The organism is Bartonella grahamii ATCC 700132, from assembly GCF_000518085.1.
GTDB classification, from domain to species: Bacteria; Pseudomonadota; Alphaproteobacteria; order Rhizobiales; family Rhizobiaceae; genus Bartonella; species Bartonella grahamii.
On sequence record NZ_JACX01000021.1, the window covers coordinates 1 to 25,232 of the forward strand.

General features: G+C 37.9%; 18 protein-coding genes, 1 tRNA gene and 5 pseudogenes. 18 read left to right on the forward strand and 6 right to left on the reverse strand.

Features of this window, described 5'->3' with window-relative positions:
• Positions 1 to 120: pseudogene (locus U736_RS12830) on the reverse strand (DUF3792 domain-containing protein); the annotation flags it as partial.
• A gap of 359 nt (positions 121 to 479) precedes the next feature.
• Complete coding sequence (locus U736_RS11905; protein WP_081725915.1) at positions 480 to 1,196, reverse strand: phage tail assembly protein; 717 nt, start codon at positions 1,194 to 1,196, stop codon at positions 480 to 482.
• 632 nt (positions 1,197 to 1,828) lie between these two features.
• On the opposite strand from U736_RS11905, the gene U736_RS0107020 reads away from it, so the two are divergent.
• From U736_RS0107020 to U736_RS0107040, 4 genes are all read left to right on the forward strand, one after another.
• Positions 1,829 to 3,025 (forward strand): multidrug effflux MFS transporter, encoded by a 1,197-nt coding sequence (locus U736_RS0107020; protein WP_026500536.1) that lies wholly within the window; start codon positions 1,829 to 1,831, stop codon positions 3,023 to 3,025.
• Positions 3,026 to 3,286: 261 nt separating this feature from the next.
• Entirely contained in the window at positions 3,287 to 4,018 is a 732-nt protein-coding gene (locus U736_RS0107030; RefSeq protein WP_026500537.1) for an alpha/beta fold hydrolase, read from the forward strand.
• On the forward strand, positions 4,015 to 6,189 hold the full coding sequence (locus U736_RS0107035; protein WP_015856813.1) for an isocitrate/isopropylmalate dehydrogenase family protein: 2,175 nt from the start codon (positions 4,015 to 4,017) through the stop codon (positions 6,187 to 6,189). Before U736_RS0107030 ends, U736_RS0107035 begins: the two co-directional genes overlap by 4 nt.
• Positions 6,190 to 7,048: 859 nt before the next feature.
• On the forward strand, positions 7,049 to 7,855 hold the full coding sequence (locus U736_RS0107040; protein WP_026500538.1) for an N-acetylmuramoyl-L-alanine amidase: 807 nt from the start codon (positions 7,049 to 7,051) through the stop codon (positions 7,853 to 7,855).
• 1,301 nt (positions 7,856 to 9,156) lie between these two features.
• Here U736_RS0107040 and U736_RS0107045 read toward each other — a convergent pair.
• Positions 9,157 to 10,356: a porin gene (locus U736_RS0107045; protein WP_026500539.1), complete on the reverse strand. Its 1,200-nt coding sequence runs from the start codon at positions 10,354 to 10,356 to the stop codon at positions 9,157 to 9,159.
• Between the two features lie 313 nt (positions 10,357 to 10,669).
• On the opposite strand from U736_RS0107045, the gene U736_RS0107050 reads away from it, so the two are divergent.
• Positions 10,670 to 10,760 (forward strand) — tRNA-Ser (locus tag U736_RS0107050).
• Between the two features lie 1,440 nt (positions 10,761 to 12,200).
• Here U736_RS0107050 and U736_RS0107065 read toward each other — a convergent pair.
• The 3 genes from U736_RS0107065 to U736_RS12835 are packed head-to-tail and all read right to left on the reverse strand — an operon-like array spanning position 12,201 to position 14,481.
• Positions 12,201 to 13,421 carry an MFS transporter gene (locus U736_RS0107065; protein WP_015856810.1) on the reverse strand — a complete coding sequence of 407 codons (1,221 nt, stop codon included), beginning with the start codon at positions 13,419 to 13,421 and terminating at the stop codon, positions 12,201 to 12,203.
• On the reverse strand, positions 13,418 to 14,131 hold the full coding sequence (locus tag U736_RS11115) for a HesA/MoeB/ThiF family protein (protein WP_244395816.1): 714 nt from the start codon (positions 14,129 to 14,131) through the stop codon (positions 13,418 to 13,420). The genes U736_RS0107065 and U736_RS11115 overlap by 4 nt, the downstream gene beginning before the upstream one ends.
• On the reverse strand, positions 14,107 to 14,481 hold the full coding sequence (locus U736_RS12835) for a hypothetical protein (protein WP_244395815.1): 375 nt from the start codon (positions 14,479 to 14,481) through the stop codon (positions 14,107 to 14,109). The genes U736_RS11115 and U736_RS12835 overlap by 25 nt, the downstream gene beginning before the upstream one ends.
• A 771-nt stretch (positions 14,482 to 15,252) precedes the next feature.
• On the opposite strand from U736_RS12835, the gene U736_RS11120 reads away from it, so the two are divergent.
• The 13 genes and pseudogenes from U736_RS11120 to U736_RS11140 all read left to right on the forward strand — a co-directional run.
• Positions 15,253 to 15,771 (forward strand): hypothetical protein, encoded by a 519-nt coding sequence (locus U736_RS11120; protein WP_244596088.1) that lies wholly within the window; start codon positions 15,253 to 15,255, stop codon positions 15,769 to 15,771.
• Positions 15,772 to 15,875: 104 nt separating this feature from the next.
• Positions 15,876 to 16,163, forward strand: a complete 288-nt coding sequence (locus U736_RS0107080) for a hypothetical protein (protein ID WP_015856808.1) — start codon at positions 15,876 to 15,878, stop codon at positions 16,161 to 16,163.
• Positions 16,164 to 16,181: 18 nt separating this feature from the next.
• Positions 16,182 to 16,382 carry a hypothetical protein gene (locus U736_RS0107085; protein WP_026500540.1) on the forward strand — a complete coding sequence of 67 codons (201 nt, stop codon included), beginning with the start codon at positions 16,182 to 16,184 and terminating at the stop codon, positions 16,380 to 16,382.
• Positions 16,383 to 16,385: 3 nt separating this feature from the next.
• Positions 16,386 to 16,771, forward strand: a pseudogene (locus U736_RS11125) (GPW/gp25 family protein).
• Positions 16,758 to 17,627: pseudogene (locus U736_RS13190) on the forward strand (baseplate assembly protein). The pseudogenes U736_RS11125 and U736_RS13190 overlap by 14 nt, the downstream one beginning before the upstream one ends.
• Positions 17,628 to 17,887: 260 nt before the next feature.
• Positions 17,888 to 19,066, forward strand: coding sequence for a YbfB/YjiJ family MFS transporter (locus U736_RS0107100; protein WP_015856805.1), 1,179 nt, complete (start codon positions 17,888 to 17,890; stop codon positions 19,064 to 19,066).
• A 95-nt stretch (positions 19,067 to 19,161) separates the two neighbouring features.
• Positions 19,162 to 21,030: an FAD/NAD(P)-binding protein gene (locus U736_RS0107105; protein ID WP_026500542.1), complete on the forward strand. Its 1,869-nt coding sequence runs from the start codon at positions 19,162 to 19,164 to the stop codon at positions 21,028 to 21,030.
• An 88-nt stretch (positions 21,031 to 21,118) separates the two neighbouring features.
• Positions 21,119 to 22,360: a hypothetical protein gene (locus U736_RS0107110; RefSeq protein ID WP_143711780.1), complete on the forward strand. Its 1,242-nt coding sequence runs from the start codon at positions 21,119 to 21,121 to the stop codon at positions 22,358 to 22,360.
• A gap of 14 nt (positions 22,361 to 22,374) precedes the next feature.
• Complete coding sequence (locus U736_RS0107115; protein ID WP_015856802.1) at positions 22,375 to 22,584, forward strand: 2-hydroxymuconate tautomerase family protein; 210 nt, start codon at positions 22,375 to 22,377, stop codon at positions 22,582 to 22,584.
• 65 nt (positions 22,585 to 22,649) lie between these two features.
• A pseudogene (locus U736_RS11135) lies at positions 22,650 to 23,873 on the forward strand (phage tail sheath family protein); the annotation flags it as partial.
• Between the two features lie 3 nt (positions 23,874 to 23,876).
• Positions 23,877 to 24,395, forward strand: a complete 519-nt coding sequence (locus tag U736_RS0107125) for a phage major tail tube protein (protein ID WP_015856800.1) — start codon at positions 23,877 to 23,879, stop codon at positions 24,393 to 24,395.
• 9 nt (positions 24,396 to 24,404) lie between these two features.
• Positions 24,405 to 24,818, forward strand: coding sequence for a hypothetical protein (locus tag U736_RS0107130; RefSeq protein ID WP_026500544.1), 414 nt, complete (start codon positions 24,405 to 24,407; stop codon positions 24,816 to 24,818).
• A 131-nt stretch (positions 24,819 to 24,949) separates the two neighbouring features.
• Positions 24,950 to 25,232: pseudogene (locus tag U736_RS11140) on the forward strand (phage tail tape measure protein); the annotation flags it as partial.

The following is a 25,232-nucleotide window of genomic DNA, read 5'->3' on the forward strand; positions in this document are numbered from 1 at the left end:
TCCCGCAAAGATTGCGGACCATGAAATGGGTGTGTGAAAGAATGGATACTTTTCTTCTAGAGATGTTTCTCCTAGAAAATTCGTATCGAATGGTGTGTCTTCAGGAATGCGAGTTTCCATGTTTTATCTCCTTGAATATGCTGGAGATACAATGTCTTTTTGCCAATTATGTTCCAAAAGTGAATAGATATGCGCCAAAAAGGACAGAAAACATCGAAAACAGGACGGTGATCATTACTTAAAATTCTAGAGTCTTTATTTTATTATTTCATTTTTTTGTAAAAACAGCGCGTCTTCTAAAATTTTATTTTTTTATATGTACTTATAATTAAAAGAATGCCTCAATTATTTATTTAAAATAAATATCAAAAGTATTCAATTCAAAAAGCTATGAGAGATAAAAGAGAAGGAAGAAACATTAGTGTTCTAAGCTGTTTTTCCTTCTCTTATTGCTCTATATCAAAACGATGCTCGAAAAATTATTTCAATCTTTTAAGTAAAAGCTCCCAACACCAAGAAGGCAGATTCAAAATTTTTGAGGCAATGTCTGACAATTTTAAGATTATATCCAAAATTGGCTTTTTTGTTGTGTTTTCAGTTTTGGGATGAGATGCAATATGCATATGTTCTGATGGACTATTTTGTATGAAGGTACCGTAATTTATAATGTTCATTTGAATCGGTGTATTAGAAGGGTTATGCACTGTTATTGGTGTATAGTCGCTAAAGATTTCTTCTTTTATGTTTTTTATATCCTTTGTTTCAAATATATCTTTATACAAACTGTTTTTGCATTTTTCCAACATGGTGTTGCTGAAAATGCAGACATTCATTATTTTTCCCATGAGTGTTTTTATTTTATGGATAAAACTTTCGACATAGCTTATGAATGGATTTTTCAAAGCCATTTTAATATCGTTACTGATGCTAATTATTTTGTCGAGCGCTTTTTTTACTGAGGAGTCCAAAATATCTTTGATATTTGAAAAGTCATGCTCATCAAGTTTGTTGATCATATCATAAGACCATCCCGAAAGACAGGCAATCATTTCTATTGTTTGCTTGATCCCTTCCTTTTTGCTTATTTCTCTTAAGTCTTTAACTTTTGCACGTCGTAAACTAATCTCTGTATATGTTTTTCCTTCAACTGTAAGGGGTATCAGTAATGGGACGCGTGTTATTTCTATTATGCACATTCACAGCTCCTATGAGTCAATTAAATAAAAATATATTAAATTACAGTATTATATTTATCAATATGTTATACAGTTTTTTAATTTTTTATCTTAAGTAAAAAGTTTCATGCAATGAGCAAAGTATATTTGTTTTTTTGCAGGGGTGTCATTATACTCTATGAGCTGATAGACCTAAATTCTTTACAATAAAGGTTTATGTTGATAGGGTTTTCAAGCTATTGTTGTGTTAGAAGTGGGCTTTGTACGGTCGTAATTTTGGAGTAGAGCCGTCAATAGACCGTTTTTCTTCCTTGAATTTTGTAGATTCATTTCACTCGATATTGTATGAGAATACCATTGTTGTCGCGGAGAAGGTATGTAATATCAGTGCATTTTATCTATGATGTTTCTGAAAAAGGTTGATGTGTGTTATAGCAAGATGTGTGTACAGGAAAGCTTATTTAGGGGATAACTTTTTGTCCCATGAAGTCCGTAAAACAAAACGCTGTCTATAAGAAAAATAATATTTTTACAAAGTAAAATAATAACACTTTTAATAATTATTATTTGTATGTATAAGCATAAAATATAATTATATTTGTTATATTTAATTAAATACTATTTAATCTCTAACTAAAAGTGTGATTTTCTTTATGATTCATAAATATACATTACCATTCATTATACTTATTGTATGTTTATCAACAGGAGGTTTGATTTCTACCGACATTTTTTTACCAGCACTGGGTGAGATGCGTCAATATTATCAAGTGACACAATCTCAAATTCAGAGTGCGGTGGCAGTTTTTTTGTTGGCATTGGCACTTGGACAGCTCATTTATGGGCCGCTGAGTGATAATTTTGGGCGTAAAAAAACACTTCTATTGGGCTTATTTTTATGGTTATTTACAACATTTGGTGCGATTTATACGGTTCATATTCACGCTTTTCTTGTGTTACGTTTTTTGCAAGGTCTTGGTGCTTGTGCGGGACTTGTCTTAAGTCGTGCAATTATCAATGATTTGTTGGATAAAAAAGCAGCCGGAAAACTTTATTTGATTGTTTTCCCTTTTATTGGAATGTCACCAGCACTTGCACCTTTCATTGGTGGACTTTTGATACAAGCTTTTCATTGGCAGGCAACTTTTATCTTTTTAAGCTTTTTTATATTTTTGACCATTTTGCTGTGTTGTTTTGTGCTAACGGAAACTCTGCCCCCTCAAAAACGGCAGCATTTTTCTCCTGTAGGATTGATGAAGGCATATTTAGGCGTTTTTAGAAATAAACAATTTATTTTTTATGCACTTATTCCGTGTTTTTCTTACATAGCTTATTTTGCTTATATTGTGGAATCGCCTTTTTTACTCACGACTTTGGGTCTATCACCGATACACATTAGTTATAGCTATATTGGTGTCTCACTGCCCTATATTTTGGGAAATCTTTTGGCGCGATGGTTTTTTGAACGCGAGTCTATGGAAAAGACTGTCTGTCGAGGATACATTATTTTTGTTATAGGAGGCGTGCTTTTTGCTGTGCAAATGTATCTAAGCCCATGGCCCCTTGTGACAAGTTTTATGGCTATTGCTGTTCTGACTTTTGGTAATGGTTTTTTATTGCCGCTAGGAACAGCGTTGGCTATTTCATCGCATCCGAAAGCTTCTGGAGCGGCTTCTGGTGTTATGGGATCTTTGCAATTAGGAAGTGCGGCGCTAAGTGCAGCGGTTATCGGAAAAATCTCTGGCCATAGCCCACGGGCTATGGCCACTTTGTTAGCTGTGTGTTGCGTGATTGGTTTTATCATTTATATTCAAAAAGCCCGTGAGTTTATGACCTCAGAAATAAGCTGAGTGAAATGATAAAAAGAAAGCATTATGCGGAAATGCTTTTGATGTTTTACACAAATGGGGCACTTGTACATTAGATGAATTTTTTTTATTAAGTTGTTGGATTGAATGGGTTTAAAATTTGTTACAAGCTTAGTTTGAGTTTAACAAATCGATAATGATGGGGGGGAGTATGAGCCTAGAGTTTCAACATATTTTCATTATATTGGGTGGGAAAAGTTTTGGCTCTAATGCATGTTTTAAAATAAGGGGAGGAATTGATCAATGAGCCTTCCTATTATTATTCTTTCTCCTGTAATGCCAATTTGGGATGGTGGTGTGTTTTGTTCTCCATTGACAAAGCTATGCTTATCAAAAGGATTCCCTGTCACTCTGCTGGATACGCTTTCTCTTTTTCCTAAGAGTTCTCATGTTCTCAATCATTCTGCTGTAGACATTTTATCTTTTATAGAAGAAAAACTTAAAAGCTATTTTAAAAAGCCCGCAGTGCTTGTGGGATTTTCTATGGCTGGAATGTTGGTACAAATATTGGCAGCACGGCTTCCCAATGTTCAAGCTGTGCTTGCTGTGAATGCACCTGGCTATCCTGATAAGGTTTTGAAACGGCGCCTTGGAGATATTCTTGTTTACTTAGAAAATAATGATTTGTTAGGAGCTTTGGAAATACTCAATGGTTTTATGCATCCTTCTGGCATTATGAAAAAAAGAGTTTTATTGGAGATTTCTGATGAACAAAAAAGCGTGGCAATTGAACGCATGACAAGAGGGTTTAAACTCTTATTGGCGATGGATGCGAGAGATGAGATTATCAAATACACTGGAAAATTTTTATCTTTGGTAGGGGAAAAGTCACAACTTGCAACGGTAGATAATCAGACGAAAAGTCATAATCTGAACCATGAATATAAGATTATCTCTGGTGCTGGTACGCGTTTGTGGGAGGATAATCCTACTATGACAGATGCAGTCATTGATGAGTGGATTGATGAGTTATGAAAAAGAAAGTTCTTGTATTACCTGGTGATGGGATAGGTCCAGAGGTTTGTGATGCTGCATTGATGGTCTTGGAGCAATTCCAATTGCCGATTGAATTGACTTATGGTGATATTGGTTTTGAATGTTGGAAACAGAAAGGAGATCCTATTCCAAAAGAGACCTGGCAAAAAATTACTCAGAGTGATGCGATTTTACTTGGAGCTGTGACCGGCAAAGAAAAAGAAGAGGCTTTAAAAGAACTGGAACCGCATTTAAAAGAGAAAAACCTTGCCTATGTTTCTCCTGTACTTCAGCTTCGCCAAAAATTAGGGTTGTTTGCAAATATACGCCCTATAAGATACATCTTTGGTCCGAAAAAACCTTTTCATTTTTGTGTTATCAGAGAAAATAGTGAAGGTCTTTATGCTGGATTGGATTTTCGGGGTATCACTCCTGAAACAGCCGTTTGGTTAAGGCATCCCAATTTGACAAAATATGGGCTTGAGGAAGCTGCGTGGACAGTCCGTTTGCAGGCACGCTTTGGTTTAGAGCGGTTATTTGAATACGCTTTTTCTTATGCAAGGAAATATGGTTTGAGGCGCGTTACTTTTGCTGATAAGCCCAATGTTATGCCGGAAAGTAGTCAGTTTGCTCAAGAAATTTTTGAGAAAATTGCGCAAAACTATCCGGAAATTGAAGCAGATATTCATAATGTTGATGCGGTTGCTTTGTGGATTGTAACGAAGCCAGAGCAGTTTGGCGTGATTGTTGCGGAAAATATGTTTGGCAATATTCTCTCTGATCTTGGCTCTGGAATCATGGGGGGATTGGGGCTTGCATCTCATGTGAATGTGGGAAGCAAAATGGCTTATTTTGAACCGGTTCATGGGAGTGCACCGCGCATTGCTGGACAAAATAAAGCAAATCCTTCTGCGATGCTTTATACCACGGCTTTACTCTTAGAACATTTAGGCTTTAAAGATGAAGCAAAACAATTATCTGAGAGTGTTGATCAGGTTATTCGTGCTGGAAAAACTGTATCTTACGATCTAGGAGGTGTAGCCTCTACCCGTCAAATGGCTGAAGCTGTTCGCAATTCTCTTGTGAAGCCTGTCTCTGTTGGTCATGCGGCAATTATTACCGTTGGTGATGAACTCCTTTCAGGACAATATTTGAATACGAATTTACAAGATTTAAGCCAAAGCTTAAACAAGAGAAATATTCAAGTCACACGTCATTTTGTTTGTGCTGATCAATTACAGCAAATCAGTGAAACTGTTGTTTCTTGTCTTGGACAAGAAGATCTTATCATTATCAGTGGGGGATTGGGACCAACATCAGATGACATAACACGTGATGCGGTTGCAAAAGCCGTGCAGCAGCCTTTGTTACATCACGAAGATGTTTGGCAAACAATAAAAGGTCAATTACAACGATTAGGGATTTTGGTGGATAAGAGTAATGCACGTCAAGCATTGTTTCCTGAGACAGCAACCGTGCTTGATAATCCTACGGGTACAGCACCAGGGTTTTATCTCTCTTGCGATGGAAGTACGCTTGTTGTTTTGCCTGGTCCACCATCACAGGCTCTTGCACTTTTAGAGAATTATTTAGAACAAAATAAGAAAAAATATTCTTCTGTATCGCGTGCGGGGTATGCATGGACTTTGATTGGAATTGATGAAAGTACCATTGCGCAGTGGGTTGATTGTCATCTTGAAAATGAGCCATTTGAACGGCATTTTTTATGGAAAAGTCCTTATGTTCTTGTACAGCTTGTTGGTCAATCAGAAGCGCCCTTGGAACAACATTTCGTGGAAGAATTTGAAAATCATTTTCACCCCTATTTGGTTGGTGCAGAAGTGACTACTACTTGTAAACAATTAGCGATGCATGCAGAGGTTCATTGGTCTTCCAATGATCCGCGGCTTTTAAAATATTTTCAGCCCATAGAAAAAAGTACAAAAAATATTCCAAAGCTTGAGGTTGAAGTGAGCCTAGAACCTTCTATCGAGACATTAGAAAATCAAGAAGAAAGCCTTGGACATGCCACGATGACTATACGGATGAAAGGTTATGATGATGATCGTGTAACTTTTCCCTATACGCGACCACTTTTAGGTGCCGTCTTACAAGAATATGCAGCTTGGTTGGTTTTAAAAAGAGTTTTACAAACTGAGAAAAGCAAATGAACCTCTATGGGGACGTAAAAATATTGCTCAAATTATTGAACGTTCTATTATAAGAAGTATTTCGATCTTTTTCTTAAGTGGTTTTTATCTATAGGTTAATCTTTCTTTTAATGTGTAATTAAATGACTTTGATTGATTCAAGATTAAGAAAAACTTAACGATATTAGGCTTGCTACATTCAATATTTATAATGATTAATTATTATTATAAATCAATATGTTATCTTTCATGGAGCTGATGACAAGGAATTCAGAGACGTCATGTGCCTCAAGCGTTGTAAATAATTGAGATTCTTTGTAAATCAAAAAGTGATGTTGTGAAAAGACAAGAAGTCGTGTCATTTACAGGAAAACTTTGCAAATTTTATTGAAAAATATGTTCAGTTTATTGCGAATATGTGCCATTCAGTTATCTGATAATAAATCGCTGTAAAGAGTTCATAAAATTTTTCCTTTAAGTTTTTGTGTGATTGCGCGATAGTCGGGAGTTCGCTTCCGAGGGGCGATATTTTTCAATTTGATAACAGGAAAAACTATTTTTTCTGTAAGACGTGAAAATTTAAGGAGTGATCATTTTATGCTTTTGTTTTCCTTTCGATTGGTAATTTTTAGAAATTTATTTGAGGAAAATATTTAATGCGGTGTGTTTGTGAATGTGGTTAAAAACATTTTACACGTGTGTGGGGGAAGAATAAAAATGTGTCTTATATTGTTGATAAGAGTGTCAATGTTTTTGATGAACAAATTTTAGGCGTAATTCTTAGTATCTAGATGGGAAGTTTATTGCAATTTTTTTAAAGTTCGTGTCCTATCTGTTGTGATGCGCAGTGGTCTTTTTTAGCAAAAAAGAAAGGGCTTTTATGTATCAGATTGATTACAACAGTTATCGTTCTGTCAAGAGTTTTAATCGTCGCGTTCGTTTTCTCGTCATGCATTATACGGCTCTTGATTTTAAATCCTCGATTATGGCGCTTACAGGAGAAAAGGTTAGTGCACACTACCTTGTTCCTGATCCTTCAGAGCAGACATATCGTGAGGCAGGCTTTAAGGATATGCGTATTTTTAATCTGGTCGATGAAAATGAGCGTGCATGGCATGCGGGTGTGAGTTCATGGGCTGGGCATAGTCATCTCAATGATGCATCTATCGGGATTGAAATCGTTAATTTAGCGACTGGTCATTCTGAGTCTCCAGAAGAGACAGTTGATTTTATGGCTTATCATGATGAGGGGGGGATATTTCCTCCTTATAATCCAATACAAATTGATGCCGTTAAGGAGCTTGCATTGAATATTCTTCAACGGTATCCCGATATTATGCCAACTGATGTTGTGGGACATAGTGATATTGCCATTGGAAGGAAAAGTGATCCAGGAGCAGCTTTCCCATGGAGAGAACTTTATAGGGCAGGTATAGGAGCATGGTATGATGATGAACTAAAAAGTCATTATCAAGAGCAATTCTCTAAGAACTTGCCACCCAAAGAAGATGTTTCGGCGAAGCTAAAATGTTATGGATATGACATTTCTGCTGCGTGTACCCAAATAGGATACAAAGATTTGATCCGAGCATTCCAACTTCATTTTCGTCAAGAAAATTATGATGGGATTCTAGATGTTGAAACAGCAGCAATTCTTTATGCATTGGTTGATAAGTATTTTCCGTGAATTCAATCCTTTTAATTGAAAATATGATTACGTGTAAGCCTTTTTCTTATCAAGAGAGGCTTCTTTTTGCCAATGGGCTTTATGTAAAAAAGAGCATTAATCGTGTAAAAAATCCCATGTACGGTATAAGGCGTTTTATGGAAACATAACTCTACAGAAAGCTCTATGATTTGCAGAGATTAAATTTTATTGTTTCTTTGTGCTTATATTTTTCTTCCTTTAAAAATGAGTAAAGTCAAGATGTTGCGTATATGATGGCATGTTCCTTACGCAAGATAAAACGCTTCAATCAAAATGGCCTTGTATTGTATATTTACATGCTTGTTTTAAAGAAATGTCTTTTAGTCTGTATCACAACACATATTTTACAGTGACGTTCATAAAGAATATAATCTAAAATCCTCTATGAAGTGTATCCTCATTTTTTTTATGCTTAATAAAAGTGCCTAGCACCATCATATACTTTGCCAGATCTCAATGTTACTACAGCCTTTGGAACTTAAAACGATTCATAAGAGGATTTTCTTTACTCGTTTTTATTCACATGGCTCTCTCCATTTGTCGTGTACCAGTGAATGGTTTTGGTTGATTCAACTGGAACAGGTCTGAAATGGGGAATTTTACGATATTCGGAACTCTTATCCAACATGCAAAATAATAAATTGTCATTATAAATTAATGTGATGCAGATTCAAGAAAAGGTGGGTCGTTTACAGATTGCTCCTGATAGGAGTCTCTATTCTTTAGAAGGGGAAGAGGTCAATTCATTTTTTGAAGATATATCTATTGTCTCTTTTATTGTTTTGGAGGATATATTCATCGTTTTGACAATATGCTTCTTGATGATTAAGTTTTTTAATGCGTTGCAGTGTTGTAAAATATTGTGTTTTAGGATGTTAATAGAAGACACATTCATGCATATCAAAAACACAATGATATCTTGTTTTTTTCAATATTTTATCTGTTCAGTGTAGAATTTATCTGAGAAGATCATGACCTAAATTAACAAAGGTTAAAAGTAAATTACCAAGAAAGACCAATTTGGTAATAAAGCGAAGGGATTTGTTCACCTTTAAAGGGCACGCAAGAGATTGTTTGAATTGATGTGTAAGCACCACGTATGCAGTGTTCTTATCAAGCACATCAGGTTAATTTTATGAGAATATTTTTGTGAAAGTCAGTCATTTTTGTCAAAAAGACAAGAAAATAAGTATCAAGAAAGATGCTTATGATGTTTAATTTCAAAAATGAAACCTAGCAACATAAGTTGCTAGGTTTCAAAAGTTGTAGCTTAAATAGGATTAGAATGAACGCTGTAAACGGATCATACCTTGAAAAGCACTTTTTTTATTGAATAAATGTTTTTCATCATTATTTTTATCCGTCACAATGCGATCATCATCCCAATTAACATAGGTTAATTCAGGTGTAATTACAAATCCTGGAACCAACGTGTATGCAATATTTACAGAAGTTGCAAAAGTTTTTACAGCACTATAAGAGACTTGTGCATTCAAATTTGCCTTTGGAGTGAGTTTGTAAGTGGCACCTGCCCAAGCAGCCCATTTACCGCCCCAGTTTGCATAAATCGTTGTGCTTTTTCGTGATAACTCATCATTTTCATTTACTGTGTAGTAATCAAGTCCATTTTTATAACCAGCCATTACCCATAGATTGAAACGATCATTGACATTGAAATCTGCACGTACTTTTCCAGCCCATTTTTTGTAGTAAGTATCATATGCTGCAACCGCTGAAAAACCACCCCATTTTTGCATAAACTTTATACCCAAAACCACATTCGGTGTGTAATTTTTAATTGCTTTACTTGGAAGAGGAGTATCCTTCGTGATAGAAACAAGCTTATTATCTTTATCAATATAGTATCCTGCTGTTCCAGGAAGAGCATCTGCATTATTGCCTAATTCAGCTCCGATAATAGCAGAAAAACCGGAGTCACCATTAAAGGTGTAGGAAATAAAATTGGTGCGTGTTGTGCCGGCAGGTGCTATGCTGTCATCATTGAGAACATTTCCATAATCACCAGTCCAGCTGTTGAAAATTGTGTCATCAAGACCTACGCGAAAACCACCCAGTTCAATGTAAGCAGCGGAGAGTGTTGCGCCAGCTTTGTTAGTACCATCACCCCAGCTTGAGAAAATTCTTGCATATGAACGAAGTGTTCCCATTTCTGTTTCAGAAGCTGCTTGAAAAACAAGGGTGAGCCGTGATGATGCGCCATAGGTTTTTCTTTTGTTGTTCAGTTCAGTTTCGGTTGTTGCATCGATATTATCACCGCCTATAAAATCAGTACGAACATTTCCTGATAAACGTATGCAGGTGTCTGTTCCAGGGATATAAAAATATCCTTTTCCGTAGGCATCACAAACGCGAATATATTCTACAGGTTCGGGTTCGGCGATAACTGTTGAAGCAGCATGTGCTCCAGAAATTGCTAAAAAAGCTGCTGTAGAGCTTAAAAAGAGGGATTTAATATTCATATAAGATCTCCGAGGTCCGTTTAATCTTCTTCTAAAGAGTATCATTCACCTAACGCATTAAGGACAAAGACATAAGTAAAATACGCGGCACTTGTTACCTTAGCTATACTAATCTTTTTAGAGTTTCAAATATGAAATTACCTTTTTGTAATGTATACATGTACTATTCGAGATAATGTGGTAAAAAAGACACAATTTTTGTTTTGTTAACTTTTTATCCCTATGGGCTCAATAGGAGAAAAATTTCAGATATTTGGGAAAAAAATCGAAAATGTCTTGAACTTTCTGTTGATACCATTTATGCCTCTCTGTTGGAGAGGTGGCCGAGTGGTCGAAGGCGCTCCCCTGCTAAGGGAGTAGGGCTCAAAAGGCTCTCGAGAGTTCGAATCTCTTCCTCTCCGCCATCTATTGTTATAAAAGCAGTCGATTGTGTGTGGGAATTTTATTTTCAGTGATTTGTTCCCATTTGCTTTTCTTGCTAGACGTTTTCTATCGGCTGTTTTGGTATAGAGTGGTGCTATTTTATCTTTCTTCCATCTAAATTTATTTGCGAAATTGTAATACCTGCGTTAGCAGCGCGTGTGGTTGCTCATTTTCTTAATTCCTGTGTTGATTTTTAATTTTATGTTTCATGAAACAAGTTACAAAAACTTTTTTCTGATGGCGTAAACTAAAGCAAAACCAAAGGGGGATGTTTTAAGCGCAATATGTTTTATGTAAATCGTTATGCCAATTTATATTAAAGGAAATATGATCAGTTGTGGAAAAAAATTATCGCGAGAAAGATGGGTTTGTTTCAAAATTTCGCATGCTTTTGTTGATAAAGGAAAGCGAAGCTCTGTTGTAGCATTACATTGACGTTGCATATTTTTTAGCTCAGGATTGCTTATTTATTTTTATGGATATAGGGAGCAGCATGAACATTTGTAAGAATAAGCGGCCGTAAAGCTAGGTATGTTACGGATTTTGTTCCAAAAAGTGTTTTTGACTTCCCTATATCGTTCCAATCGTTTGGTGGCACATTTATTATCTTATGATGTTGTTTTGCTAAGCTTTTGCTTTATCGGTTATGTCAGCTTTTATATATCAAATAGGGGAGAAAATATTGTATATATTTGCTAGCGAGTCATTTCTAAAAACGGAAGGATCTTTTTAATTTTGAAAAAATATAAAAGCGAAAAAGGTGGAAATGAGCTCCCATTTTTATCATCATCTTATTAATTCAGTTTTATAATTTTCATAAATCTCTATGGCAGTGTCTTTTAAATAATGAAGATTATGTGTCTTACGCTTTTGTTTATCCCGTTGGGATTATGCCTCTCATATAAAACGAATGTTCTAAACACAAATATACTTGTATTGCCAATTTATGCACTTTTGTTAAAGAGATATCTTTCAATGTGTATAAGCCCATTTTGCGACGGCACCTCTTAAATGGTATAAAACGTAAAAGTTTCTGTGAGACATATAAAGTCTTATAGTGCCACGCCATTTGTATACTTATGAAGATGCAAAGAGGCGTATTATACACCTGCTTCCGTGTTGTGGTAGACTTTGATTATGGGAGTTCATCAGAGGCATTTTGCCTTTCTAAATTGTTTTTATTTATACGGCTTTCTCCACTTATGATATGCAAGAAAATGATTTTGATTGTTTCAACGATAAAAATAGATTTGAAAAGAAAGAATCTTACAATATTCGAGTTTGCTATATTATCATCATAAATCAACATATTGCTTTATATTTTCATTGTATGTTGAACGTTGGATGTGGCAATGCTCTCAAAAAATTATCGATCTCTTTTAGAAGAAAACACTGTGGGTGATAATTTTAAAAATTTCCTCTCATAGAGACTTGTGAGAGTGTTTCATCCATCTCATGACAACCAAACCACACATGAAAAAAGTAATGGTCGGTAATATTAGGTAATAAGATGGAGAAACTTTTGCAGGAAGAAAAGAAATAATACTTAATACTGTAATTGAAAATATTCTTCCGCTAAAAGATACAGCACCAACAACACCGGAAATATGCTGCGTTTGTTTTTGGTTAAGTTCTGAGAAAAATAAGCTTTTGGCCCCTATCGGTACAGTGCAAATAAATCCATGGATTAAAGAGAAGGCGATGACTGATGCAGCAGTTTGATGACTATGAACTGAAAAATAGAGCGCTATGCACATCAGCGCAGAAAAGAAGGAAAAATATTTTATAGAATTCTTATATTTTTTATCAAGAACATGATACTTAGACATCAGTAAATTTGAAAAATATTGTGCTGAAAAGGCTCCAATATGGCAGCACATCAAGACGAGCATTTGCGAACCGTTGAGGTGATTAATTTTTCCCCCTGAAAGTATTATCGGTTGCCAGAAATGATAAATAATCTGAATACCAGCGCTAAAAAGACACATGAGGAAAATAAACCATGCGCCTCCTACTGTATTTTGAAAAATCCAAAGCGTTTCCTTGGCATTGTGCAAGATTGTTTTTGTTTTGGAAGTTTCAATTGTCGTTTTCTTTTCTTCTGGAACAATAAGGAATATCAAAAAAATAAATCCCATCATGAGGCATGAGATGATATATCCCATAAAATATTGTCCAGAGTAATAGATCGTTCCAATGCCTATAATTCCACTGAGAATACTTCCGAAAGAGTTAACTTGGTGGTAGAGATGAGCATAATGCGAAAAGTGATCCTGTTTATCGCCTAGAGAATGGTAAATCCATCCGTCAATGGCGCTGACAATGATGCAAATGCCTGCTGCATAGAGAATTTGCGCAATAATAAGTGCCGTCATATTGGGAGCTTGAAGGCATAAAAGATAAAATACTCCTGTCATAAAGACCCCAGCCATAACGGAATATTTACGTCGATATCTGTCAGATAAAACAGCGCAGGGAAAATCAAGCAGCAGGATGGTGGTGGAAAAGACAACCTGAAGCAGAGCTAATTGCGCCAGACTAACTCCCATGGACATTAAAAAAATCGCATGGTAAACGCCGATCAGCATGCGGACAGCATTATAGGAGCCATAGTTGAGAGCAAGGGTGCGTGGTCTGTTCATTGTGTTGTTCCACAAACCTTACAGTGAGGATTTTTCTTTAGAGAACGCTCTTCTGTGAAAAGTTGGCTGCTCCATATCCCCACACGGCGATCAGTGGAAAGAAGGCTTCCATAACCACCCAAAAATTTAAGAGCATCATTAGCACACATGGCAGCTGAAAGTGCATTAACAGGAGGAAATGTAGCAACTTTGAAGTTATTATTAATCATAACACAAGCTTCATAAATAAGATGATTACTTTTTGCTGGAAGATTACCTATAGACGAGCTACATGCGTAACAACCAGTTTTACCAGGTATGTAAAATGGACCAAAGACAGCTATATCATTAACATAACCGGAATTTATATAGGCTTGTTTATTTTTTACACACCATTCATTGATCCATAGGCCTAGCTGAACAGGTGAATCAGCAGAAATGATCCATAAATCAGCTTTGGGTAATTTGTTGATATCCTCTTTTTCAGTAATCAACATTTGTAATTCATGAACTTCAATTTGGCTGTTTCTCCGCATCAGCTCACGTTTAAGAACAGTTGTTTTCGGAAGACCGATATCTTCTTCAGTAAAAAGAATTTGTCTGGTAAGGTTGGTCATCTCGATCACATCATTGTCAACAAGAGTCAATTTTCCAACGCCAGAGGATGCAAGCATTGCTGATACATGATTACCAATCCCACCACACCCTAAAATGACAACACTTTTTTGCAAAAGGATATGCTGAACGGAGGTTGGATGCATACCATAGCTTTGATAATGGAGATGACTTCTGGAATAGCGATTATTGAGGATATTGTCTGATGTTTCAGCTTTGACAAGAAAATGGTTAGAAACAAGAAAATCAAACGCACAGTCAAAACTTTTTTTAATATGATTAGCGATAGTGAATTGTAAACTTCATCTACTGTCTTTTTTTTGATCCATTGTGCTGCAATAAGCACTAAGTGCTCCCAAAAATTTTTATCATTGATAATAAACTGCTTTGAACCCGCACCAAAAATAGCATCCTCTTCACGAACAACAACATGTGTGTATTTCCCTAAAATATATTGTTGTTTCATTTTTCCTCCCCACTTATAGAGCAAACCAACTTTTACCTGAAAAATAATTTCAGGTAAATTTCTTTAATTATTCGTTACATTCTGTATGATCCATGATTTCCTCCTCGTTATTGATGTTTTCATTATTCACCACATTACATGGGAGGAGGATCCTATATAAAATATTATTATTGTAAATGCATTTTTATGATGTAAAGTAAATATTCCTACATCAAATATTAATGAGCGTACATTGAGAAAAGAAAGCATCTCATCAGTTTAAAATTCTATGATCTTTATTAACTTAAAAGTAATAGCATAAAATATAATATAAAAAATGAATAAATTTGAATTTATGTAAAAAATACAAACTTTTTTATTGCTGATACGGATAAAACAAACAAATCTATATTATAAAGTGGTTGATCACTACATTGATTGTGTTTATCCGTTTTGTATACGCATCATTTTATAATTGTTAATATATTTATTAATCAAAATATTATTTTTGAGGCAATTGTAATATCCTATTAAAATATTTTAAAGTCACCTATAAAGTGATTAAATTGCTCCTATAGAGATATAAAGCTAGAGAGAAAAATACGACTATTTTATTGAATAAATTAGTTTTTATAGCTTTATTCTGTTTGTAGAGTATTTAATTTGTGTACAATTTATCCATTTTTATTTTTATCATAGATTATTCTAAATAGATTTAATAAATTTCATTATTAATTTTTCAATACGAATTTAATTGTTTATTTTAATTTATTGCATACGAGAAAATAAAAAATGTTTACAAAAAAAGTTCTGTTGAGAGAAGGCTTATTGCTTATCATATTTTTGCTAACATATCTTTTATCTACCTCGCATGGCTATACGGGTATAGATAAATTATTTTGTTCCCAAGTTGTTAAGGAACGAGATGATGCGGTTCAGAAGTTGGATTCAGCAAAGTTTGAAAAAGACAATGCGGAGAGAGGATGGAACGATACAATGCAAATATTGGGGGGGGCGGTAGAGGACTTGAAGAGAATAGCTTTTGAACAGCAGGCACTCTATTTTGCATTGCTGAAAAATATGCCAAATAACAAGCAACTGACTTATAAATATGAAATAACGCAAAAACGGAATGCTGCAATTTTTGAACGGCTCGAGAAGGTTTTTACTTTATTTGAGCATGTTGAGAAAAGAACAGAGGCTTTTCGAGAATTAAATGAAGCAAATAAGCTTAAGGATCAGTCTCAAGCATTACATTATTTAGAAGTGATTTCTAAACATCATGAACATATTGATAAATTAAATCAATAGGTTAAAAGGCTCGATCACGAAGTTGATAATTTAAATAACAGGCTTCAAAGTCTGAGGAAAATATTTCGATAAGAAACGAAAAGTTATTCATTTAGAAGACACGCTTGAGCAACGAGATAAAACTCTTACAGCACAAAGGAGGAAAGAAAAGTGACGGCTCTTATGGTACTTTGCGTATCACGAAGGATGAGCTTATTCTTTCCCATGGGGAAAACCAAATCCATTTGAGTAGCCAAGGTTTGGTGCTTTCTCATCAATCAACCCGTGTTGAATTAACGGGTAGTGTGCAGATTCAAGCAGAAGATTTGCAGCACAATCAAAAATCTGTTGGCGCAAGCCACAAACACGGTGGGGTCAAAATGGGTCCCTCCACAACCTCTAGTCCTCTTTGAGATGAAGGAGTTTTTATCATGCGTGAGAACACTTATGTTATTTTAACCAATGCAGACTTTGTTGCAGGTAAGTGTTCACCGGGCAAAGGTGAAGAAATTTGTTTAAGTGAGGAAGCGGCTAAATATCCGTTGCTGCTTGGTCAGATTGCTGAAAAACCAGCCCCTGTTGTTTCTGCGCCCCCAACTGTTTCTACCACAAAGACAATGAAGGGTGCTTAAAGCATGCGGTGCGGGATGAGCGAAAAGGATGGCTCTCTTTTATATGGTTGGGACCATTGCCAACAGTCACTGCGTAAATGTCTGACGACAAGGATTGGGACGCGGGTTTTGCGTCGTCATTATGGATGTGATGTTGGAGCATTCCAAGACGCCAATGCTGATCCCGCGACGATGATGCAGCTTTATCAAGCAATTGTTGAAGCACTCGATGATCCAGAGTGTGGAGAGCCCGGGTTTTCGTTGCAGAGGATTGATCTGACAAAAGCAACGCGTGAAGGCACATTCCATTTTGTTTTAACGGGTGTTTTTATCCCGATGGGCATTTGGGGGATTGGTCACACAAAGAGCCAATGCACCTCAATTTAGAGGTTGGTGATGACAGAGTTTGAACCTTTATCCCTCCCACAAATTATTGAAGAGCTTTCTGTTGAAGCAATTTTAGAGCAAAAGATCACGCGTTTGACTGAGCTTTTTGCAGCGCATCATATTCCTTATAATGTGGAAAAGACGGCTTATGATCCGGTGGTCATTCAATTGCAAGCGGCCGCTTATGAAGAGTTGCTGTTGCGCCAGCGGATTAATGAAGTAGCGCGAGATAATTTACTCACATTTGCGCGTGGAACAAGTTTAGATCATTTGGGGGATTTTCATGGGGGCACGCGCCTTTTGGATGAAGATGATGAGCGTTTGCGCCGCCGCATTCGCTTGAATAGATAAGGAGATTCCACAAGGTGGTACAGCCACAGGTGGCACAGCGCCACGCACTCAATATTTTGACCTCTCAAGCGATATCCATGTCAAAGATGCTTTTGTTTATCGTGAGGATAAAAGCCTGCTTATTCATATTGCACTTTTTAGTGACAGCGCTTAGGGGTGGGGCTGATGAGGTTTTAATTGCAAAGGTGCAAGCAGCTCTTGATTACTCCCCATATTAAAATGACCAATGACCACATCCTTGTGAAAAGTGCGGTACAGCGGATAATCAATGTTTCTGCTGATTTTTGGTTGTTACCGGATGAAGGCTCCTTTGTTTTGGAAAGAGCGGAGCAGAATTTAAGAGCAGAATGGGCGCGTGCGCAAAAGCTTGGGCGTGATTTGTCTTTAAGTTGGATACTAAGCCGCCTGATAGTTGAAGGCGTTCACCATGTGAACATAACGCACCCCTTTGAGGATATTTTGGTCGCACCTGATGAAGTGGTAGCTTTAGGAGAGAGTATTTTTTCAAAGGGGGGGTACGCTTATTGATGCCCTCGTTGTTATTGCTGTTTAATTACAGCCATTATTTTTCTGAAAAAAAAGCTTTGTAGGGAGAAGAGCATCCATGGAGCAGGGCGTAAAACGATGAAATGCATATAACTAATCCAGTAATGTTGACAATAATCGTTAAATATGTTGCTCTGTCTACTTAAACAAATGGCTAGATTGGCTTTTATTCTCTGAGATAAGTGCTATTGTTGATGAGATAGAATGCGGATGAGCGAATTATTAGTTAAGGGATTAGAGTAATGGGGGGAAAAAATAATCGTCAAGATTTGCGTTATTTCAAAATCGCTGTATTCGGTATGATTATTATGATTTTGGGGATGGGGATCGGGCGATTTTTCTATACACCGGTATTTCCAGTTATGTTGGATGAAGGATTGTTTACCTTTAAGCAACTTTCTTATATAGCTAGTGCTAATTATGGCGGTTATTTAGTTGGGAGTATGTTTTTTTCGTTTTGCAGAGTTGGGAATATATCCCGTGCTCCCTACATGCTATTTGGTGCAGCTATAGTGACAAGTGCACTTATTTTTGCCATGGCGTTAACAACAAACTTTTACTTGGTCTTCTTTATCCGCTTTGCTGCCGGTATCGCAAGTGCAGCAATGATGATTTTTGGTTCTATTACGGTTATGCAGCATACTCACAAGCTGTGGGTTATTGCTTCGCTTTATGCAGGTGTGGGAGTTGGTATTCTACTGGGTAATGAGTATGTTATTATTGGTTTGAGTAAATCGCTGAACGCGAAAAATATTTGGTTTGGAGCTGGTTTTATATCTGTTGTATTGTTGCTTTTGTTGTTTATTTTATTTCCACGTCGTGTTGATGCGTCTCAATTTGCTGGTAATGAGTCATTGGCACACGAAAATATCGTTTGGTGGGAACTCGCTCTGATTTATGGGCTCGCTGGGTTTGGTTATATTATTGTTGCGACATATCTTCCTCTGATGGCGAAAACATTTAATTTCCCACTACTCGCTAACCACTTATGGTCGTTTGTCGGAATAGCCATTGTTCCTAGTTGTTTCATTTGGTTATGGGGAGCTCATCGGTGGGGGGTCTTACGTTGTCTGATGCTCAATTTGCTTATCCAAGGAGGATGCGTATTACTGACATTATTCAGCCAGTCTCTTGTACTGATAGTTCTCAGTTGCATAGGGTTTGGATTTACTTTTATGGGGACGACCTCTCTAGTTATGCCGTTAGCTAAGCGTTTGTATGCGCCGTATGGCATAAATCTGCTAGGCTTGGCTACCTTAACTTACGGTTTTGGCCAAATATTAGGACCTCTCTTGACGAGTTTTTTACAGTTTGGTTCACATGCCATTGCGCTTTCCGTTATCTGTGGTGCTGTAGCGCTTTTTGCTGCTGCTGGAATCTGTCAATATTGTCTTTGTAAAAAGGTCGTTGGCGTTTCATAAACCCGCAATCTTCACTAAAAAGTCGAGAGAATTTATTACGTTCTTTTTGAAACATTTTGTGAAAGTCAAATTATTCTAATAGGGGAGATTACAGAATGCTTCACTCTACAGTCGCTATTTTGGGCGTTGGTCCTCGTGGGATCAGTATTCTCGAACGCTTGCTCACACTTTATTCCCATTATCCATTTTCTGGGAACATTGATATTTTATTGATTGATCCCAATGAGATGGGAACCGGTACCCATAGTGTGCATCAGCCAGATCATTTATTGGTTAACACTGTCGCTTGCCAGATTACTTTATTTGGTGATGATACAGTTAAGGGTGTAGGGCCTATTCGTAAGGGACCGAATTTCTATCAATGGGCTATTCAACAAGGTTATCGTAATATTAACGGTGTTTTTTCTCGTACAGAGCATAATGTTGGGAGAGAAATCAAAGAAAATGATTATTTATCACGTCGTTTGTTAGGGGAATACCTGTCTTGGGCTTACCAAGAGCTCACGCAAGATTTACCTTCCGGTATTCGTATTAAGGAGATCCGACAAAAAGTTATCAATCTCCATATCCACCAAGATAATAAAACGGGTATTCTTTTGGAAGATGGCGATCGTTACAGTGTAGATTTTGTTTATATTACCACGGGTCACGGTAAGAATACATATTCATCGCATGATGAAAGCCTGCAACAGTTTGTGGCTGGTCATCAAATGAAAAACGCGCTTTTGAACTATTATTCGAATCCTTATCCAATTGAAAAGTTGGATTCTATACAATCTCAGTCTTGTGTGCTGGTGCAGGGAATTGGATTAACTAGCTATGATGTCTTGTCGCAATTGACTTACGGTCGCGGTGGGACTTTTACTGAAAATGCTGGACAATTGCATTACATGCCAAGCGGCAAAGAACCGAAGATAGCTCTATTCTCCCGTCAAACATTACCTTTTAGTAGTCGCGGGATTAATCAAAAGGGTGGTAGTGGGCAATACATACCATCATTCCTTACTCTTGATGCAATACATCATCTGCGTAAGCAATCCAGCATTGCTAACGGTTCTCCGAAGCTGGATTTCGAAACGCAGCTTTTACCTCTGTTGCTTAAAGAAATGTGTTATGTCTATCGAAGTACGCAGCTGGGGCACTGGCTAGACCCTGAAACCTATGTTGTTACTTCCAAAGACGAGCAGTGTATTCAAGCGTTGCTGTATCCTCATCAAAATAAAATATTTGCTTCTTTGAAGGATTATACAAGATTCTTCATGGAGCATTTGAAGGACGATCTTCATTCTTCCGCTGCAGGTAATGTTGATGGCCCAGTGAAAGCTGCTACAGATGTGCTACGAGATGTCCGTGATATCTTACGTTCAGCAATTGATTTTTGCGGGTTAACGTCTTCATCTCACAAGTACTTTATTGAATATTTTAATCCAAACTTTAACCGTATTTCTGTTGGCCCACCGATGCAGCGAAACCAAGAGTTGAAGGCTCTGATGGAGGCTGGTATCGTGACTTTGGCTGGCGGACCTTCACCTAAACTTGTTCTCAATGCTAGTACTAGCCGTTTCGAAGTTCAGTCTGTTTTCCAAGATGAAAACAGTTCAGTTGATGGAGATGTGCTGATCACGGCCAAGATTGATAGTTTTTCTCCGTTGCGTGATGAGTCTCCTTTTATCAAAAATTTGGCTGCTCAGGGTATCATCCGGCCATTTATCAACCAAGGATATCATCCTGGTGGTATTGATATTGACTGTCAGCAGCATCCTATAAATACTAAAGGACAAGTACAAAATACATTATGGGTGGTAGGTAATCCAGTAGAGGGGGCCAATTTTTATACATATATTTTGCCTAGACCTTTAGTTAATTCGCGTGCACTGCGGGATGCAGGGCACTGTGTCATTGACATGTACGAGCAGCTTCTTAATCGCCACTCAGTCAAAGATTCAACAATTAATGTACATTGATGATGTAAAAAGCTTCCTGATACGCATGTCCTCCGTATCCGCTATAATAGCGATGCTGATGCTATTCATTTTTCTTATATCTATCTCAATGAGAACTTGGTTTCTTATTCCATTGGCTGGAGTGACTGTTTTCGGTTATTTGCTTTTGACGATACCATACTGGTGGTTGAAGGGGAATGCACGCAGTGGTGTGGCTATTCTGTTGGCTTGTACTTTAGTGCTGATATGGCGTTGGCACTTTCCTGATGTTAGTACTGTGCTTGTGCGTTTTACTGATGTCTTTTGGCTATTACTCGCCATGGGATTGTTGCGCCATGTGATGAATATATGGCGTATTTCAGAATTTCTCTCTGAACGGTTGATGCGCTATGGAAAGGGTTCGCTTACCCTGTCCATCGCGATACTGACTGCGTTCCTAGCTTGGCCGATGAGTTTGGGGGTTATCCCCCTAATGATTGATGCCTTGAAGAAAAGTGTTTTTCCCTCTCGCCATTTGGCCGCTATTGTGATGCGGATGATGAGCATCACAATGGTACTGATGCCAACCAGCATCGGTGCAGCAACAGTTTTCTCTGCTATGCCTAGAACACCAATATTCACATCCGCTGCTTTTGGGATACCACTTTTTCTATTCAGTTTGTTGTTGTTGTGCTTTTCTCCTGTTGTACCGCTAGCTAATCCGATTATTTGCGATGAGAGGAGAGCGAATAAAGAAGGAGAGAGGTTAAGAATTTGGATTTTTTTGATATTGTTCTGGCTAACATTTATCGTTGCGTTGACAGTTATCAGGTTGAATGCACTAGAAAGCATTGCGTTGACGGCGAGCATTCTATATGTCCTTGAGCGTGGGAGTTCACGCAGTGTTGATTTTTTGACTCCTTTGGTGGCAGTGATACGCAGTATATCAAGTGAAATTATGTTGTTGCTAGGTTGTAGCCTGCTAATATCTACTTGTGATTTGCTTATTCCTTTGTTGCCGATGACGTTTAGTCACTCATTGGCATCACTCTCTGTTTGGCAGCGCTATGCCTGTATTCTCTTCGTATTGCCAATTTTCAGTGTAGTAGGAATTCACCCTATGGTGCTATTTAGTTTGGCATTTCCCTTACTAGGGTCATCGATAACTTATGGGGTTACGGATTATTTGGTTTGGATTTGCTTCTTTATTGCAGCTCAACTCCTTTCTCCTGTATCGATAAATGCTATTTTTGCTTCCAGTAGCCTGCATATTTCACCGGTGGATACGAGCTTTAAAATGCATAGTTATTATGTATTAATGTTTAATCTTTTTGCGTTCATTTATTTGAGCTTTTTTGTACAATATTTGTAAATTATGGAGATCTTATGCCTTACATAAACATTAAAATTACTAATGAAGGGGTTACCTCTGAACAGAAACGACAACTAATAGAAGGGGCAACTCAATTATTAGTTAATATTCTGAATAAAAATCCGAAAACGACTGTTGTAGTGATTGATGAAGTGGAGACAGACAATTGGGGTATTAATGGTGTTCCCGTTACAGAATTAAGGAAAGATCAAAATAAAGAATAACTCTGTGTATTTGACAATAATTTAAGGTCAATAGGGTTAATCAATGTAAAAAATCACGTTTTTAAGCAACATTTGATCAAACCGCCATTAGTGTGGTTGTTACAGCCCCTGATGCTGATGCACAGATCTATATCCTCAACGAGTCTGTCCTTCTCTTCACACATGAGATAGAGAAACTGAAAAAGCTTGAGAAAAAAAGAGGCACGGCTCTTGATGTCATCAACGCGGTGTGTGCACAGGGGATTGAGGCACAAATTATTCTTGTGCGAGTGGAAGAAAAATCAACCATTACTGAGACACAAGCGGAAATGGTAGGATCAAATGCTCACCTAACTGGTATGCATGCGCTGAAACATGCGCGTGGTCATTTAGGGGTAGAGCCTGGGATTTTACTGGCACCAGCTTATAGTGCAGGGCGCCTTGATAATGGTAAAAACCCCGTGGCAGATGCTTTGGAACAAGTGGCAGAAAAGCTACAAGCGATTGCCGTGTTTGATACGGGGGGTAAAAATGCGGAAGAAAGCCTTGCCTATCGTGCAGATTTTTCCTCACGCTTTTGTTATCTCATTGATCCCTTTGTGCGGGTGGCAAATGTTGAGGGTGGTTGGAGTGTTAAACCGGCAAGTCCTTTTGCTGCCGCGATGTTTATCAAGCGTGATAAGCAAAGGGGCGGTGTTTTTTGGTCTCCCTCCAACCAAGATGTGCATGGCATTTTAGGCACGGCGCGCCCGATTAGCTATTTTGATGGCGAAATCGATCATGAGGCTAATCGCCTTAATCAAGCTGATATTGCCACTTTTATTCCCGCGCGCCTTAGCCAAAATGCCCAAGGTCAATTTGCCGCCAATGGACGCATTTTATGGGGTAACCACACCACCTCTAGTGATCCATTGTGGCGTTTTGTCAATGTGGTGCGCACCCGTGCAGCCTTGGAAAAAACAATCATTAACAGTTTCCGCCCTTGGGCCAATGACGAGAATCTGACCGGTCAACATGTTATTGCCATTACCCGCAGCCTCACGCAGTTTCTTGATGATCTGATTGCACGTGGTGCCCTTTTGGGTGGGCGGGTTTGGTTTGATCGCGATTTAAATTCCAACAGTACTTTACAATTGGGAAAATTGCGGATCGAGTTTGATGCAGAAGAAGTACCCCCTCTAGAAGATTTAAGTTTCTCCAGCCGGCGCAATAGCGCTTATTTTGATCGATTGGCTGAAGATATCCAAAAGAAAATGACTTATCAATTTGGCGATACGCTTGAAACTTATCGCAAAGCAGCAAGGAGTTAAAGCATGACTTTACGCATTGTACGCGGTTTTACCCTAATTGTTGATGATGATGTGAATCTTCACCTTGATCTTGAGACATTGAAACTGCCCACGTTGGAAGAAATCACTGAAACCTATCAACCGGGCGGCTCTGATATGCAAATTGATGTGAGCGGTCTTGGTGTGAAAGCGTTAAGTTTACAAATGAAAATCCGCAGCCATACCCCCGAAATTATCGGCATCTTTGGTGGTCCTCCTGGTCTTCGTCATAAATTCACCGGCAAAAAACATGTGATCTCTGAAGAAGATGGACGCGAGCATGAGCATTCCATTGATGTTACAGGGCGCTTAGTCAAAGTGGATAGTGAAGGCTTAACGGCTGGAAAAGCTACAGGCTATGATTGCGAGATCAAAAATGTTTGGGACTATACGGAATTTTGGGATGGTTCTGTTCTACACCGCTTTTCGTTTAAACGGGGCGGTTGGCTTGTGCGCAACGGACAAGAGATCGGTTCTCGCCGCCGCTCGATTCTCAATTTATAGGAATTGATCATGACAAGTTTACAAACCAGCATTGATGTAGAGTTGCAGGTTCCGCTTCTTTATCAGGACAAAGGTGGCAAAGAAACTCTCTGCAAAAAACTGACCTTTTATCGCCCAAACTTCAAGCAAGCACGCCAATTAGCGGTGTTGATTGGACCGCAGTTGGTAGAGCTCGTTCTGCTTGGCTTAGAAGAGGATAAAACAACATTGGGCAATGATGTTCTTGTTCTTAAGCTTTGTGAGGCTTTATTTACTCATGAGGCTATGGAAGGAATAGCCGTGCTTTTAGCCGATATATCTCATGAAACGGTTGAATTGATTAATCGTCTTGATGTTGTTGACATTATGGCAGTGTTCAAGGCTTTTTTTGCTTTTTTTACGCAACGCCAATCCTCTCTGCCAGACAATTTGGAGCAGAACTAGCCCTTTATTATCACTGGGCGCCTTCAGAAATTAACCAGATGGATTGGCTGGATGTGATTGCCTATCGAGAAGAACTCGCACGCCTTAAAGCCCAAGAATATGAAAGCCATCAGTTAGGATAAGAGACGATCATGGATGTTTCCCTTGTTGTGCGTTTTGTCAATCATCTGCAAGAGGGGATAGCTTCTGCCAAGCGTGATCTTGCAGCCTTCAGTACAGATGTTGCACATTTCCAAAACAAGACAAGGCAGCATTTTAAAGGGTGGTTTGACCCTGAGCATCTTGAGGATGCGACAAAGAATGCGAAAAATGCTTTTATCCAAGCGCGGGGGCGCATGGTGGGTGCCATTGCGCAAACAGCAACCTTAATTGCACCCCTCTATAAAGCCATGCAATTTGACCAATCGATGAAAG

Coding starts and splice junctions, on each gene's coding strand:
- U736_RS11905 (WP_081725915.1), bottom strand. CDS start 1,196: ATGTGCATAATAGAAATAACACGCGTCCCATTACTGATACCCCTTACA.
- U736_RS0107020 (WP_026500536.1), top strand. CDS start 1,829: ATGATTCATAAATATACATTACCATTCATTATACTTATTGTATGTTTA.
- U736_RS0107030 (WP_026500537.1), top strand. CDS start 3,287: ATGAGCCTTCCTATTATTATTCTTTCTCCTGTAATGCCAATTTGGGAT.
- U736_RS0107035 (WP_015856813.1), top strand. CDS start 4,015: ATGAAAAAGAAAGTTCTTGTATTACCTGGTGATGGGATAGGTCCAGAG.
- U736_RS0107040 (WP_026500538.1), top strand. CDS start 7,049: ATGTATCAGATTGATTACAACAGTTATCGTTCTGTCAAGAGTTTTAAT.
- U736_RS0107045 (WP_026500539.1), bottom strand. CDS start 10,356: ATGAATATTAAATCCCTCTTTTTAAGCTCTACAGCAGCTTTTTTAGCA.
- U736_RS0107065 (WP_015856810.1), bottom strand. CDS start 13,421: ATGAACAGACCACGCACCCTTGCTCTCAACTATGGCTCCTATAATGCT.
- U736_RS12835 (WP_244395815.1), bottom strand. CDS start 14,481: ATGAAACAACAATATATTTTAGGGAAATACACACATGTTGTTGTTCGT.
- U736_RS11120 (WP_244596088.1), top strand. CDS start 15,253: ATGTTTACAAAAAAAGTTCTGTTGAGAGAAGGCTTATTGCTTATCATA.
- U736_RS0107085 (WP_026500540.1), top strand. CDS start 16,182: ATGCGTGAGAACACTTATGTTATTTTAACCAATGCAGACTTTGTTGCA.
- U736_RS0107100 (WP_015856805.1), top strand. CDS start 17,888: ATGGGGGGAAAAAATAATCGTCAAGATTTGCGTTATTTCAAAATCGCT.
- U736_RS0107105 (WP_026500542.1), top strand. CDS start 19,162: ATGCTTCACTCTACAGTCGCTATTTTGGGCGTTGGTCCTCGTGGGATC.
- U736_RS0107110 (WP_143711780.1), top strand. CDS start 21,119: ATGAGAACTTGGTTTCTTATTCCATTGGCTGGAGTGACTGTTTTCGGT.
- U736_RS0107115 (WP_015856802.1), top strand. CDS start 22,375: ATGCCTTACATAAACATTAAAATTACTAATGAAGGGGTTACCTCTGAA.
- U736_RS0107125 (WP_015856800.1), top strand. CDS start 23,877: ATGACTTTACGCATTGTACGCGGTTTTACCCTAATTGTTGATGATGAT.
- U736_RS0107130 (WP_026500544.1), top strand. CDS start 24,405: ATGACAAGTTTACAAACCAGCATTGATGTAGAGTTGCAGGTTCCGCTT.